General features: G+C 34.7%; 13 protein-coding genes. 2 read left to right on the top strand and 11 right to left on the bottom strand.

Annotation, left to right across the window (positions count from 1 at the left end; genetic code table 11):
• Nucleotides 1-50 precede the first annotated feature (50 nt).
• Nucleotides 51-1,196, top strand: coding sequence for a peptidogalycan biosysnthesis protein (locus ACHRWY_RS26030; protein WP_395358666.1), 1,146 nt, complete (start codon nucleotides 51-53; stop codon nucleotides 1,194-1,196).
• 203 nt (nucleotides 1,197-1,399) lie between these two features.
• On the opposite strand, the gene ACHRWY_RS26025 is transcribed toward ACHRWY_RS26030, so the two are convergent.
• Nucleotides 1,400-2,269 carry a diacylglycerol/lipid kinase family protein gene (locus tag ACHRWY_RS26025; RefSeq protein WP_395358664.1) on the bottom strand — a complete coding sequence of 290 codons (870 nt, stop codon included), beginning with the start codon at nucleotides 2,267-2,269 and terminating at the stop codon, nucleotides 1,400-1,402.
• Between the two features lie 66 nt (nucleotides 2,270-2,335).
• Here ACHRWY_RS26025 and ACHRWY_RS26020 point away from each other — a divergent pair, with 66 nt between their 5' ends.
• A complete protein-coding gene (locus ACHRWY_RS26020; protein ID WP_395358662.1) occupies nucleotides 2,336-3,298 on the top strand; it encodes an App1 family protein in 963 nt (320 codons plus the stop codon).
• A 396-nt stretch (nucleotides 3,299-3,694) separates the two neighbouring features.
• Here the strand turns inward: ACHRWY_RS26020 and ACHRWY_RS26015 are convergent, their stop codons facing one another.
• From ACHRWY_RS26015 to ACHRWY_RS25970, 10 genes are all read right to left on the bottom strand, one after another.
• Entirely contained in the window at nucleotides 3,695-5,608 is a 1,914-nt protein-coding gene (locus ACHRWY_RS26015; protein ID WP_395358660.1) for an ABC-F family ATP-binding cassette domain-containing protein, read from the bottom strand.
• A gap of 255 nt (nucleotides 5,609-5,863) precedes the next feature.
• Complete coding sequence (locus ACHRWY_RS26010; RefSeq protein WP_395358658.1) at nucleotides 5,864-6,865, bottom strand: TerC/Alx family metal homeostasis membrane protein; 1,002 nt, start codon at nucleotides 6,863-6,865, stop codon at nucleotides 5,864-5,866.
• 30 nt (nucleotides 6,866-6,895) lie between these two features.
• Nucleotides 6,896-8,407, bottom strand: coding sequence for a helix-hairpin-helix domain-containing protein (locus ACHRWY_RS26005; RefSeq protein ID WP_395358656.1), 1,512 nt, complete (start codon nucleotides 8,405-8,407; stop codon nucleotides 6,896-6,898).
• Between the two features lie 2 nt (nucleotides 8,408-8,409).
• Nucleotides 8,410-9,816 (bottom strand): PP2C family serine/threonine-protein phosphatase, encoded by a 1,407-nt coding sequence (locus ACHRWY_RS26000; protein WP_395358654.1) that lies wholly within the window; start codon nucleotides 9,814-9,816, stop codon nucleotides 8,410-8,412.
• Between the two features lie 4 nt (nucleotides 9,817-9,820).
• Nucleotides 9,821-10,876, bottom strand: coding sequence for a TerY-C metal binding domain-containing protein (locus tag ACHRWY_RS25995; protein ID WP_395358652.1), 1,056 nt, complete (start codon nucleotides 10,874-10,876; stop codon nucleotides 9,821-9,823).
• A gap of 252 nt (nucleotides 10,877-11,128) precedes the next feature.
• Nucleotides 11,129-11,587, bottom strand: coding sequence for a hypothetical protein (locus ACHRWY_RS25990; RefSeq protein WP_395358650.1), 459 nt, complete (start codon nucleotides 11,585-11,587; stop codon nucleotides 11,129-11,131).
• Between the two features lie 10 nt (nucleotides 11,588-11,597).
• Complete coding sequence (locus tag ACHRWY_RS25985) at nucleotides 11,598-12,233, bottom strand: VWA domain-containing protein (RefSeq protein WP_395358648.1); 636 nt, start codon at nucleotides 12,231-12,233, stop codon at nucleotides 11,598-11,600.
• Nucleotides 12,234-12,392: 159 nt separating this feature from the next.
• Complete coding sequence (locus ACHRWY_RS25980) at nucleotides 12,393-13,031, bottom strand: VWA domain-containing protein (RefSeq protein ID WP_395358646.1); 639 nt, start codon at nucleotides 13,029-13,031, stop codon at nucleotides 12,393-12,395.
• A gap of 13 nt (nucleotides 13,032-13,044) precedes the next feature.
• Nucleotides 13,045-13,458 carry a hypothetical protein gene (locus ACHRWY_RS25975; RefSeq protein WP_395358644.1) on the bottom strand — a complete coding sequence of 138 codons (414 nt, stop codon included), beginning with the start codon at nucleotides 13,456-13,458 and terminating at the stop codon, nucleotides 13,045-13,047.
• A complete protein-coding gene (locus ACHRWY_RS25970) occupies nucleotides 13,458-14,117 on the bottom strand; it encodes a TerD family protein (protein WP_395358642.1) in 660 nt (219 codons plus the stop codon). Before ACHRWY_RS25970 ends, ACHRWY_RS25975 begins: the two co-directional genes overlap by 1 nt.
• Nucleotides 14,118-14,128 lie beyond the last annotated feature (11 nt).

Here is a 14,128-nt window from a genome sequence, read left to right as displayed (position 1 = left end):
ACCAAGTTCTTGCAAATATTATCTAATTTTGAAAAAATTAGCTCACACTCTTGACTACAACATATTCTTTTCAAATTTACAACAGCGCATCATTACTACCTTTAGAATGGAACTCACTGGCTGTAAATAACATTTTTTTGACGCGTGAATACCTGGAAGTACTGGAGAATTCTTCTCCCGTAAATATGGTTTGTCATTTTATTGGAATTTTTAGCGAAGAAAAACTTGTCGGGATTGTTTTAACACAATTTTTATTTGCCGAAAAACTGGAATCTTTTGGCGAACGCGACCAGTGCTTAAAAACTTCTGTTCGTAATTTTGCGCTTAAAAACTTTGCTTCACACGTATTGTTTATTGGCAACAATATGCTTACGGGACAAAATGCCTTTGCTTTTGATGAAAATATAAAGGATTCAAAAGCCATCAAAACACTTCATAAAGCCATTAACCAGCTTAAAAAAGATTTGAAAGCGATGGGGAAAAAGGTTCACATTACCAGCATAAAAGATTTTACTGCAAAAGAAATTGAACCTTTGCAGGCTGAGTTCAAAAACAATTATACGTTCTCGACCCAACCCAATATGATTTTTGAAATCAATGAAAACTGGAAATCTGAACAGGATTATATTGATGCTTTATCAAAAAAATACCGGGATCAGTACAAGCGTGCCCGAAAAAAATCTGACGGAATCGAAAAACAAAAAATGTCTTTGTCTGATATTAAGCAGTACGAAGATGTTATTTATGATTTATATTTTCATGTGGCTAAAAATGCGCCGTTTAACACTTTTTTCCTGGCCAGAAATCATTTTAGTTTTTTTAAAGAAATCATGAAAGATGACTTTCTTTTTTATGGATATTTTTTAGATGAAAAACTAATTGGATTTAATACGCTGATTAAAAACGGAAATGTAATGGACACCTATTTTCTGGGTTACGACGAAACAATCCAACGCGAGAAAATGTTATACCTCAACATGTTGTACGACATGATTGCCTACTCGATCAATCAGGGTTTTACCGAAATTGTTTTTGCCAGAACTGCTCTTGAAATCAAAAGTTCTGTTGGAGCAAAACCTGTAAAAATGTACGGTTTAATTACCCACAGCAATGCTTTGATCAATCATAATATTGCCCGTTTCTTTAATTATCTGGAACCAAAAACAGATTGGCAGGAACGTAATCCATTTAAATAATAACTCTGACCAATAATTAAAATCAATATCGCTTCTCTGGAGCTATACCCTATTGTGATGTAATTTTTTATACATATTGCACCCTTCCGGGCTAATTCTAAAAGCAACTCCGTAAAAGTGCAATATGTTTAGAAATATAAAATTCATGTTTTCAGTCCCATCGGGGAGACATCGCAAAAACTTTGACTAATTTCATTTTCATTTTACGGAACAGCAATTTTCATCTGCTTATGCAAAATATGTATTTCTAAATTACTTTGGGCCCCGCAATATTCCCCGTCAATTTGAAAACTTACCGGATAATCGGTTGTAATATCGGCTTTATCTGTTGAAATAATTACAACGTCATCAGAATCGATTGGCATATTGCCCGTTATGATTTTTCCAATTAATAATAAATCCAGGTTTTTCAGGATCACCAGCTCAAACTTACCATCATTCATCAATCCATGCGGATTAATGACAACGCCGGTTCCGTACTTTTGAGAATTTGCAATTACAATCATTCGTGCGGTATGTTCGACCGTTTTATTATTGGCAGAAATCGTAGCGACAAAGGGTTCGTTAGATTCTTTTAAGGTGGTAAATGCCTGCAAAGCATAACCCCAGATTCCTCTTACGTCGCTTTGTTCGTAATTCTTAACCAAATCTGCATTGAGTCCTATATCACTTAAATGAATGCTTTTCTTGCCGTTGATGCAAATCATGTCCATTTCGATATAATGATTCAGAAAGGCTATTTTCAGGTTCTCTTCAATTGTTGCAGGCAAGTTCAGGTCGACAGATAAGCCATTTGCAGAACCTGCAGGCAAAACACCTATTATTACATCAAATTGTTCCACAGCTTCTGCAACCATTTTTATGGTTCCGTCTCCACCGGCAACAACAATACGTTCCGGCTTATGTTGATTATACAATGTTTGTATTGCTTTTTGATCGCTTTTACCTGTAGTTTCATAAACTTCCAAAGCAAAATGATTTGTGGTTGCAAACTCCTGTACAGCCTCAATTAAATCTGATTTATCCAGATCTCCTGAAATAGGGTTTACAACAAATATGATATTCTTTTTCAAAATTTTATTTTTAAAGTCAATTAAAATAATTAATTTACAGCATCCATCTATAAATATACGCAATTAATGAAACCAATTTTACAATTATATCGGGGTTATGCCAATGAAGAAGAATTAATTGTAATGGGACATGTTTTTAAAAGAACGTATGATTATGATTTTCAGAAGAAAAACTTTAAAAATGCGACTTCTATTATCAATCAGTTTAGAATAAAGACACTCGAAAATTTTGACATTTACTTAAAATGCGGCAATCAGGAGATTCACACCAAAACATTAGATGACGGTTATTTTAAGTTTTGTATTCCGCTTGAAAAAGAAACACACTTTGGATGGATGGAATACGAGGTAAGTATAAAAGACGAAAATGAAACCATTACTTCAAAAGGCAGTTTTATCAGGCCTCATAAAGGAAAACTTGGAATCATATCTGATATTGACGATACTTTTTTGATCTCGCACACTCAAAATTTCTTAAAAAAAATATACATTCTTTTATTTAAAAACGTCAATGACCGTAAGGTTTTTAAAGATGTTGTACCGCATTATCAGGCTTTGAGCTCTGCAGGGCGAAACAATAAAGAAGAAGAAAATGCCTTTTTTTACGTTTCAAGCAGCGAATGGAATCTGTACCGGTTTATTGTAAAGTTTACCAAAATCCATCATTTACCAAGGGCTGTTATTCTGCTCAAGGATATTAAAAGGGGCGTTACTGATTTTTTTATGAGCGGACGCGGAAATCATGACCATAAGTTTGATAAAATAAAACATGTTTTAGAGTTTTATCCTAATCTTAAATACGTTTTATTGGGCGATGATTCACAACATGATCCTATTTTATATGAACGAATCTGCAAAATATTTCCTGTAACGGTAAAAGCCGTTTATATCAGGCAAACCGGCAAACATCAAAAAGAAAGCACTAAAAAGATCTTAAAAAACATGGAAACCCTGGAAGTTTCTGTTTGTTACTATAAGGACAGTAGCGAAGCTATTATGCATTCAAAATCTATTGGTCTTATTCCATAAATTTTCGGGGAAAATGTCTCTAAAGTACCATTTTTGGCACGCAGATGATGCGGATCTTAAAGGAGGTTTTCGCATGTTCTTATTCTTATTTTTTTATTTCAAACGAATCGGGACTAAAACTATAGCCAACAGACGAAGTACATCGAACCAGAAGTTCCGTATAAACATAAATCCCGCTTATTTAATTTCTAAGTAAAGTCAAAAAACTAAACCTGAAACAAAAAAAAACTCAAAACCTTATTTTTTAGCCCGGATTGAAGAGGAAAGCCCGAAGCAAAAAAATGGCATTTCCTGTTGAAAAAAAGCGACTGAAAGAAGCTCTTTTTGCAACATTAGAAATGCCGTTTTTTTGTGAGGACTTGAAACGAAAAGCTGGATTAGCTCCTAAATCAAATATTAAGCATTAAAATTATCTATCTCTTCCTGAACGATTTCCCAGTCCAGAAGCAATTGATCCAGATCTTTTTTCTTTTTGTTGTATGCGGTGAAAAACGAAGCGTCTTCGATATGTTTGTCATAATTAGAAAGCAGCAATTTATCGTCGTGCTGAATGTCTTTTTCTAATTGTTTGATTTGACTTTCGACTTTACTCAAACGGTTTTGAAGTGCTTTTCCTTTTTTCTGATCTTCGTAGGATGTTTTATTACTTTCTTTTGGAGCGGCAGCTTTTGCAACATCTTTTTTCTCAACTTCACGCATGTTTTCAAGATTGCGCTGCTCTAAGAAATAATTGATATCCCCTAAATATTCTTTGATTTTTTGATCTTTGAATTCGTACACGATATTTGACATTCCCTGAAGAAAATCCCTGTCGTGAGAAACCAATAATAAAGTACCTCCAAATTTTTGAAGTGCAGCTTTAAGAACGTTCTTGGATTTAATATCTAAGTGGTTCGTAGGCTCATCCATCAACAAAACGTTAATAGGCTGTAATAGCAATTTACAAAGTGCCAAACGGTTACGCTCACCTCCTGAAAGTACTTTTACTTTTTTCTCGACATCATCGCCACGGAATAAAAATGAACCCAGCATATCACGAACTTTAGATCGGTTGGTGTCTGTTGCAGCATCTTCCATCGTTTGTAACAATGTGATTTCGCCATCAAGATATTCCGCTTGATTTTGAGCAAAATACCCCAATTGTACATTGTGACCTAATTTGATGTTTCCCTCGTATTCGAATTCGTTTACAATTGCTTTAATGAAAGTAGATTTTCCCTGGCCATTTTGCCCCACAAAAGCAATTTTGCTTCCGCGTTCTACCAATAAATCAATATCTTTTAAAATAACCTTATCTCCGTAAGCTTTTGTAACATGCTCAGCTTCGACTACTACTTTTCCCGGTTCTTTTGAAACAGGAAACGAAATATTCATTACTGAATTATCATCTTCATCAACTTCAATTCTTTCTACTTTATCTAATTTTTTAATCAACGATTGCGCCATTGAAGCTTTTGAGGCTTTTGCACGGAATTTCTCGATTAATTTTTCTGTTTCTTCAATTTTCTTAGCCTGATTCTTTTGAGTTGCCAATTGTTTTTCACGAATTTCATGACGAAGCTCTAAATATTGAGAATAAGGTTTATTGAAATCGTATGCTTTTCCTAATGAAATTTCGATTGTACGGTTGGTCACATTATCCAAAAACATTTTATCGTGTGATACAATCACAACTACTCCGGGATAATTACGCAGGAAACTCTCTAACCAGATGATACTCTCAATATCCAGGTGATTCGTGGGCTCATCCAGAAGCAATACATCATTTGACTGTAATAATAGTTTAGCCAATTCGATACGCATTCTCCAGCCTCCTGAAAAAGTTTCGGTTTGGTTATTGAAAACTTCTCTTTTAAAACCTAATCCTAAAAGAATTTTCTCTGTATCCCCAACATAATTATAACCTCCTAAAAGCTCAAAACGATGTGTATACTCAGATAAGTCTTCGATGATTTGGGTATATTCTTCACTTTCATAATCGGTTCTGGTCACCAACTGATGATTGATATCTGCCAGCTTTTTTTCTACAACTTTAATTTCAGTAAAGGCTTCATAAGCTTCTTCTAAAACTGTTCTTCCACGTTCAAAATCAATATCCTGACGTAAAAACCCCATTCGGATGTCTTTCTCCTGAGAAATAACTCCTGAATCAGGAGCAAAATCTCTTGCCAACATTTTAAGCATTGTCGATTTACCTGCTCCGTTTTTGCCCACAAGACCTACACGGTCGCCGGCGCCTAAACGAAAAGTAACTTCTTCAAATAAATATGTTCCCCCAAAAGAAACCGAAAGATTGTGTATATTAAGCATAATTTCTTGACTATTATTACAGGAAGTAAAGGTTTTAAGTACATTATTTACTTTACTTTTTGAAAGTGCAAAAGTATGATAATTAATTGAAGTTTTGGCGGTCGTTTTAAAAACAAATAGATACGGCGGTTTTTACTCCATAAATCCCTTTTTTGAGTTTCGATATTATTAATTCTGTCAACAATAATCATAAAAAAAACGGATGGAAAATCATTTCGATTCTCCACCCGTTTCTATTGTACTACAACTTTTGTTTTATTCTGCTTCTTTTGGTTCCGGTAATAAAACTGACCAAAGTACTGATATAACCAAAATTCCTCCAATAACGATCAATGAATAGATTGAATCGATATGATAAAATGGAGCAATAATCATTTTAACCCCAATAAATGAAAGGATAATAGCCAATCCGTATTGTAATTTGCTGAATAGGTGAATGAAATTATCCAACAAAAAGAATAAAGCTCTTAAACCTAAGATGGCAAAAATATTAGAAGTATAAAGAATAAACGGATCATTTGAAATAGCAAAAATTGCCGGAATAGAATCTACTGCGAATAGTAAATCTGTAAACTCAATTACCGCTACAACTACTAAAAGTGGCGTTGCTAATTTTTTTCCGTTTTCGAATGTAAAGAATTTATCTCCATCGTATTTATCGCTAACACTGAAAAACTTTCTGATTAATCTTGCTCCTCTTGTATTGTTATAATCTTCGTCATCATCTTCGTCACCTGCAGACCATGATTTGATCCCTGCATAAACCAGGAATAATCCAAAAGCAGTCATGATCAAATTAATATCATATTTGAAACCTTCTATTCCGGCAAGACTTAACAGTTTGTTCAGGTAAGTCAATTCAATTAAGAATGCTCCTGAGAATATAAAAATAGCTCTTAAAACTAAGGCTCCAATAATTCCCCAAAATAAAACTTTATGCTTGTTTTGATTGGCTACATCAAAGAATTTAAAAACTAATATGAATACGAAAAGGTTATCTACAGAAAGTGCTTTCTCAATCCAGTATGCAGACTGGAACTCATAAAATTTGGCAGCCCCTGCAAAGTGATAGATCAAACCACTAAAGATCATTGCTAAACTTATCCAGACTAATGACCAGGTCACTGCTTCTTTATTGGTCACGACATGACTTTTCTTGTTGAAAATTCCCAAATCTAATAATAACATGATCACTACAGCGACCGCAAATACTATTATTAATCCTGGATGTTCTGAAAAAATAGGGTGTTGATTCATTTTTAAATATTAATTAGGTTAAATTTTAAATTATTTATTGGCCATTGTAACCACTATAACTCTGCCTCCTTCTTCTTTCGAAAGCAATATTTTTTTACCATCTGTAAGCTCCAGCATTGTCCCGACAGGAATTTCTTTGTCTTCGGTAACATCTTTTAATGAGGTTAGTTTTTGATTGACAAACACCCACTTATCATTGTAAAATGTAAAATAACCAACCGGCACTTTTTGTTCTGCCGTAAGCTTTTCATTTCTGGCAATATTACGATTAACGTGCCATTGAAACAAGTATTGATCATTATAAACCATCAATCTGTGATTTTCAGGTTTCCAGACGGTTTCCTGAAACTGATAATACAGGTCTAAAACCGGAAGTGTACCTTTGTGCGCCGTATTGCAAAACGGGCATCTTGGTGTATTGGTGTTATCAAAAACATACCATTTTTGTTCGCAGGAAACATTATGGCATTTTTGCATTAAATCGGTTGTTTTGAGCAATGCAATCTCCCATTCTTCGGCATTTGGTCTTTGCATCGGATTGTGTAACCCATCTATGAAAACTTTATCGAACAGGGTTTTTAAATAAGGCCCGGTAATCGTGTAGGGTAACTTTGTAATATCTGCCCAGGGTAAATCCCATTTCGAAACCTGATTGAGTTTGGGTCTGTTTGTTGGATCTGCCGGATGTTCGATAAACATGGCTTTTTCACCCATAGATAACAAATCATCTTTTTCAGTATCAAGATCGTGTACCTTTCCTCCTTTTAACGGATGCCTGTGCAGTAAAAACATATAAATTAAAACCGGTAAAGCGTGCAGATCGGTTAATCTGCTTGGCAACTTTCTATTCGGGTCTGTTTTGTTCAGGTGTTTGGTCGAAAGAACTTCCGGAGCGATAAACTCCGCTGTTCCTATTACTTCGGCCGGAAATAAACCCGGAACCACTAACCCGTCCAAGTCGATCATACAGGCTGATTTACTGACCGGATCTATTAGAACATTATTGTACGACAAATCAGAATGCGCCAATCCCATGGCATGCATCTTTTTTACACCTCGGGTTAAATTAACACAAACCTGAAAATAACTCAGCCAATCGCCCAATTCTGATTTGGCAACACGAAGCGGAAAATGTGGGTTTCTAAATTTTGAACCTGCAAACCATTTTCCGTTCTTTTCTTTTCCCTGAATTAAATCACTGGTTTCGTATCCTTTTTTAAAGAAAAATTTAGCATCATAAATCGGGACGATGATTCCCGTTAACCCTTTATGCTCGATAACATCTGTTGGCCATCGGTACACTTCGTTCAGATAATAATCCCCCGCATCTCCATTTTGAATCTGGGTTAAATATTTATTGGTGATTCTTTGTAACCTTTCTTTTTGATTGAAATCTAATTTATCCCTAAAAATAGCTACAACATATTTTCTGTCCGGACTAAAATAAACATCCTTTACACCACCGCGCATAGGCTCGCCATTATCAACAAATTGATAGGACTTTGCGGTGTCATTAATTGATTTTACTGTAATCGTACTCATACTTAATAAATTATAGCAAGGGTTCTGTCATCGTGATTTCCCGGACTCCAAAAATCCATCCAGTTCGAAAGCTGCTGTGCAATTTCAGTATTTTCTTTATCAAAATCAACTTTAATTCCATCATCATTTTTCCCTTTTAAATCTTCGAGAAATTCATTCCATTTTTCTATTTTTTCCAAATTGGCTTCAACGACAAATTTAGGATCATAAATTCCGTCTGTCATCAGCATTAAATAAGAGAAATCATCAACCAGTTTAAAACCAAATCGTGTTGAAAATTTATCACTTTGAAAAATTTCCGGCATGGTAATAAAACGTGTTCCGCCGCCAAAATCACCAACATCAAGCCAGTTCATTAATTTGATTTCGGTGAGCTCTTTATTTAATAGTCCAATGGGACAATCGCCGATTCCGAACGTTAAAATGGCATAACCAAAATCATATTTCTTAACCAAAGCAAAAATTAAAGTCGCATGAAAATTTTTTAGCTCTGTTTCGCTCTTTATCGCAAATTCTTCTATTTTCTGGTGTGCAAAATGTGCTGCTTTAGAAAGGTTTTGATATACAAAGTGACTTATTTTTTTTGATGTTTCATCGGTTACTTTTTGGTGATGTTCTGCTAAAACCTGATCAAATTCCTTTAAAATTTCAGCATTTAAATTTTCTTCAAAATATTGAACAACAGAATTACAGGCTAAATCTGAACCTTTTCTCGATAATTTTGCAGAACCTGCACCATCTGAAACAGCTAAAACACTCCATCCAATTTGTTTTAGATTTTTAAATGCAAAATCATCTTCTCTAAAAGAGCCTGCGTTGGCATGACTTCTTCCCCTTTTAGAAGCTATTACAATATTTTTATCCAGGAACTTATCTAAAACGGCAACGTTATCCGGTTTCCAGAAAGGATCACTTTTGTCACTTTCCAGGTTCTTCCACAACGATTTTGGATCTGGATTTATAATGAGTGTTAGTATTTTTTCATTTAAAACTGAATCTTCGGGTTCGCCTTCAATTCTAAATAATATTCTTATTTTTAAATCTCCGCTTATTTCAGGGATTCCAATTAATTCATCATTCTGATTAAATTCAAGACCTGTATTTTCTAAACCTTTAATTTCAAAGGAGATAATATCATTCCAGCCCAAAGTATTGAAATCAATCTTTGCCTGATATTTTTTATTTACTGTGCCGTTTGGTATTGAGACCGTTTGTGTCAAAATATCGTCAATTCTGTTTTTCAATATCCAATTCTGCATAATCATTTTTTGGTTTTCCTGAATTATTTTTACTGCATTAACATTTTTCTCACTGGATGCAAATGCAGCAAACAGAGCGGCTTTATCCGAAGAAATATCAATTTTCTTTTGGGATAAAAAAGACTGAATATATCTTTTGGTTTCCTCCATGAAATTATCCTTGCGTTCTGTTTACATCAAATCCTCCTTCACCACTACAACCGTAACTTCCCTGATTGTTACACCACGGACAGGTACTTATATCTTCATCGCCAATACAATGTATTTTACCGCAAACACAAACTGCAAAAGCAATCTGATTGCCACAACACGGACAAGTTGGCCCACCGATAAGTTCATCTGTATTTACTTTGTTATTGAAGTTTCCTGAATCTGCCAGCTCAAAATAAGCATTATCAACCTGATAGGCACCTACTAATTTGTAATTTTTAGACGATAATTCAATTCCGGCATAAATAGATTCCGCAATGGTTTTGCGGTATTTCATTAAATACGGTCTTTTTGTATTCTGACATTTTCCGTTTAAAACCACAAAATTGTCGTCGACATATTGACGATTTGGGGTTTCCTTGGTTAAATCTATTTTTGAAAGTGTTTCCCCATCTAATTTCGCCAGTTCAAAACCACTCGAATTATTTTCGACACTTATGCTGCTTGTTTTTATGGAATCTGTTACCCATTTAAAAAACTCTTTGTACGATTGTACATTGGTATTTTTAAAGTGAAGTACATTCTCTGTAAGTTCGCCTAATAATTTTGTATCGGTTTCGCTCCCAAAAGAGACCGCAATTAAATTGGCTGTTCTTTGCCAGTTTTGTTTCCATTCGTTTATGGCTGCCTGACTGTCATCTGTAGGTACTCCGTCTGTAAATAAGAATACGATAGGTTTCCAGTCGCCTTTTACCTCGTAAGTGGTTTTAACAATATTAGTTCTTAATTCATACATTAAATGTCCTAAACCTTTGCTTAAAGAAGTACCGCTGCCAATTGGAAATTTTGGCGGATAAAAACTCACGATTTCCTGCAAAGGCACTAATGTTTTAGGCTGACCGGCAAATACTATAATGGAAACAAAAACAGTTTCCAGAGCATGCGGATCTGTTTTTAATGCCTGAATAATGGTAGCCAGTCCTTCTTCAACCTGCTGAATAGGTTCTCCAACCATTGATTCCGAAATATCGATTAGAAAGTATATGGGTAATCTTCTCATTTTAAAGGAAATTTAATAACATTAAAAAAATAATTAAAAGTACAATCTGCGTCATATCAACCGCTAAACCTACACCAACCTGAAAGGGTTTTATCATTGTTTTCAGGAAATTGAATACGGGCGAAAAAATACTATTGAAAAAATCAAAAATATTCCGGTATTGAGGATTTAACTTGTCTTTGTATGGTAATAATTTCGAATACAAAAACAGACCAACAATTAAAATCTGAATAAAAATTTTTATAAGATGCATTATGAAACTGCTTTTATTAATTCGTTTGCAATTTCTTTAAATACTTGTTTCTCTTTAGCATTTTTAGTGGCGTAACCATATACAGAGACTCCATTATTTACTTCCATAAAATTAATAGAGAATGACGTTCCGTAGCATTTGTTTCTTCCGTTAAATGGAATATCATGCATTATTTTAATGTAGGCACAATTTTTACGCACTATCACATCCTTAATATCAAAATCTTTCTTAAGATAGTTTTGTTTTAAAGTCTGTTCTACATTTTTTATTAGGAAGTTATCTATTCCGGTTGTTTCATAACATATCGTCAGATTATCAATACTCATACCTTCTAATTTTTGCTCTGTAGTAAGTTCCATTGCCGCAAACTCACCTTCTTTTCCTTCGTAATAGGCTTCATCTGCTGCTTTGGCTACTTTAATCAGTATCTCTGAAAATGTAATTATATTATCAAGCATTTTTTATAGATTATATTACAACTGTTATTTCGCTGGGCGGAGGCGGCAACATCACACTTTCTCCTGTTCCCTGGCTTTTATTTCCTTGTTCGATCGTTTCAGAAACCCATTTAAAAAATTGTTTCAATGTGGAGCTATCAGCTGATGCTAAATGCACAACATTGTCGGTCAATTCTTTTAAAATATCATCATTTGCCATGTGTCCTGCTGCACAACCTACAACAGCGCCAAAACTCAGGTCTCGTATCTCTCTGGTTTTCTCTCTGTAAAACTGAATATCAGAAGGTTTTCCATCTGTAAAAACAAAAAGTAAAGGTTTCCAGTCTCCTTTTTGAGTTGCGGAACCTTTTATAACATCTTTCTTAACTTTTTGAATCACAAAATCCAAACCGGCTCCGGTATTTGTTGGGCCACTTTGCGGACAGGTAATTTCAGGAAGCTGAAAGTGAACCAATTCTGTTAAAGGCACTATTTCTTTTACTTCACGATCATAGGTTATAATACTAATCCAAAGGGAATCCAGCGCCTGAGCATCTGAACGCAAGGTATTAATCATTCCGCTTAAAGCATTATTCAAGGCCTGGATTGGCTCTCCATACATGGAACCTGATGTATCTAATAAAAAATAAACGGGTAGTCTTCTCATAACTTTAAAAATGATTTTAATAAATGGAATTACTGAACTTTAAAAATTAGTTTTAGAAATTCACAGGCATACCTGATTGGTACAGCTTTTCTAAAAAAGATGCAATACAAAAAAATTTATTGAATTAAAATGGTATTATAAACTCCGCCCAGCTGAAATTTAAACGACTATGTTTAGTTCAGATGGCGGCGGAGGTAATTCTTTTAAATTTGTAAATTCTTTACCAAAGTCTTCTACTTTTGTTGATGTTACTCCAATAGAAGCTGTTACCCATTGAAAAAACTTTCCAATACTGGAACTATCGGCGGTATCAAGACTTACTACATTATCTGTTATTCTTTTTAAAATAGCGGTGTCTGCTCCACCACCTGCAGCACAGGCAACTGTAAAAGCTACTTTTGCTTTTTTAAATTCATTAAGACCACTTTCCCAATTATCTGTCGGAATTCCGTCAGTCATAATAAAAACCAATGGTTTCCAGTCTCCTTTTTGCTCTGTTGTTGTTTTGGCAACTTCAGTTTCTATCTTTTGGGCTACTAGTTTCAATGCATCTCCAAGAGCGGTTACTCCGGTTGCTTTAAGATCGACCATTTGAAAAGAAGCCAAATCGGTTAACGGAATAATTTGCTGCGCTGTCGTATCGAAGGTAATGATGCTTAAAAAGGCTGTTTCAATGGCTTGCGGATTTTGTCTTAACGAACTAATCATCATTTGAACGCCATTTTTCACAGCTTCGATAGGCTCACCGGTCATTGATCCGGATGTGTCTAATACTAAATATACAGGCAGTCTTCTCATGGTTATACTTTATTTATACAGGAATATTGTAAGTTGGTGTTTCAGTAGTATTGTTATCCTGATTAGAACTTTCAATACCATTGATATTATATGTATTTGTATTGGCCTCAGGATCATGTTGCGTTAAATGGCTCATAACAGCCTGAGTCAAATCTTTACCACCCACTACGTGATGATAGGCTGAACCTATGGTGTAAATAGGTCCCCACGGAAATCCCCACCAGCCAACAATTAAATTAAGAAACACATAACCATAAGAATACTTAAATGTATTTTCATCTGGTCTGATAAAATAAATATCTGAGCTTCTCTTTAAGGTCATTAATACGAATGAAACAGTGTATGGAAACACCACAAATTTACCTCCCTGATAAACCAGGTCCCGCACCTGCGAAACTCTTAGCCCTTCTATATTCCTGATTTCCATTACAGGTAAGACTGCACTATTTTATGAATAGTCTGTCCTAAGAATGTATCATCTGTTGGGTCACCAATTGCACTGAATTTCCATTCTCCATTGCGTTTGTATAGTTTTCCCATAATGATGGAACGTTTGTTTACGTATTGTGCATCTGCAGATACATTGTACGAAGCAAATTCTGAAACTACTCTTGTCGGAGTCCCTTCATACATTCTGATTTTGGCATAAGGAATTTGAGAGAAATCTTCTTTTCCTGCATTATTTAAAAAGAAAAATATCTGAGTCACTTTGGCATCCACTTTAGAAAGGTCGACAGTAATAATTTCATTATCCAGACCATCATCTCCACCTGTATCACCCGCAAGGTCATCACCAGTGTGTTTTAAAGCACCGTCAACACTCAATAATTTACCTTTTGGCAAACCAAATTGTTGTAACACTTCTACTCTGTATAAAGGAGAATATAGATGATCACAAAGTTTATTCTGATCATCAATTAATATACAACTTAAATCTAAGTCAATATCAATTACATTTTTTGATAATCCTAAAAATCCTTTTTTTTCAATTGCTCCCCAGTTTACACCAACGCAGAAATTAGTTAATGTTTCACCGCTTGATTTTCTTAAATCAATTTTTTGTCCTTTGGTTAAGTTAATTGCCATGGTTAGTTACT

The organism is Flavobacterium sp. FlaQc-48 (assembly GCF_044007335.1).
Classification (GTDB): Bacteria; Bacteroidota; Bacteroidia; order Flavobacteriales; family Flavobacteriaceae; genus Flavobacterium.
The sequence above is the reverse complement of the archived record's forward strand: the minus strand, read 5'-3'. Positions and strand labels throughout refer to the sequence as shown.

What these genes read in the sequence shown, in the direction of transcription:
- ACHRWY_RS26020 (WP_395358662.1), top strand. Translation starts at nt 2,336, where the DNA reads ATGAAACCAATTTTACAATTATATCGGGGTTATGCCAATGAAGAAGAA.
- ACHRWY_RS26015 (WP_395358660.1), bottom strand. Translation starts at nt 5,608, where the DNA reads ATGCTTAATATACACAATCTTTCGGTTTCTTTTGGGGGAACATATTTA.
- ACHRWY_RS26010 (WP_395358658.1), bottom strand. Translation starts at nt 6,865, where the DNA reads ATGAATCAACACCCTATTTTTTCAGAACATCCAGGATTAATAATAGTA.
- ACHRWY_RS26005 (WP_395358656.1), bottom strand. Translation starts at nt 8,407, where the DNA reads ATGAGTACGATTACAGTAAAATCAATTAATGACACCGCAAAGTCCTAT.
- ACHRWY_RS26000 (WP_395358654.1), bottom strand. Translation starts at nt 9,816, where the DNA reads ATGGAGGAAACCAAAAGATATATTCAGTCTTTTTTATCCCAAAAGAAA.
- ACHRWY_RS25995 (WP_395358652.1), bottom strand. Translation starts at nt 10,876, where the DNA reads ATGAGAAGATTACCCATATACTTTCTAATCGATATTTCGGAATCAATG.
- ACHRWY_RS25990 (WP_395358650.1), bottom strand. Translation starts at nt 11,587, where the DNA reads ATGCTTGATAATATAATTACATTTTCAGAGATACTGATTAAAGTAGCC.
- ACHRWY_RS25985 (WP_395358648.1), bottom strand. Translation starts at nt 12,233, where the DNA reads ATGAGAAGACTACCCGTTTATTTTTTATTAGATACATCAGGTTCCATG.
- ACHRWY_RS25980 (WP_395358646.1), bottom strand. Translation starts at nt 13,031, where the DNA reads ATGAGAAGACTGCCTGTATATTTAGTATTAGACACATCCGGATCAATG.
- ACHRWY_RS25975 (WP_395358644.1), bottom strand. Translation starts at nt 13,458, where the DNA reads ATGGAAATCAGGAATATAGAAGGGCTAAGAGTTTCGCAGGTGCGGGAC.
- ACHRWY_RS25970 (WP_395358642.1), bottom strand. Translation starts at nt 14,117, where the DNA reads ATGGCAATTAACTTAACCAAAGGACAAAAAATTGATTTAAGAAAATCA.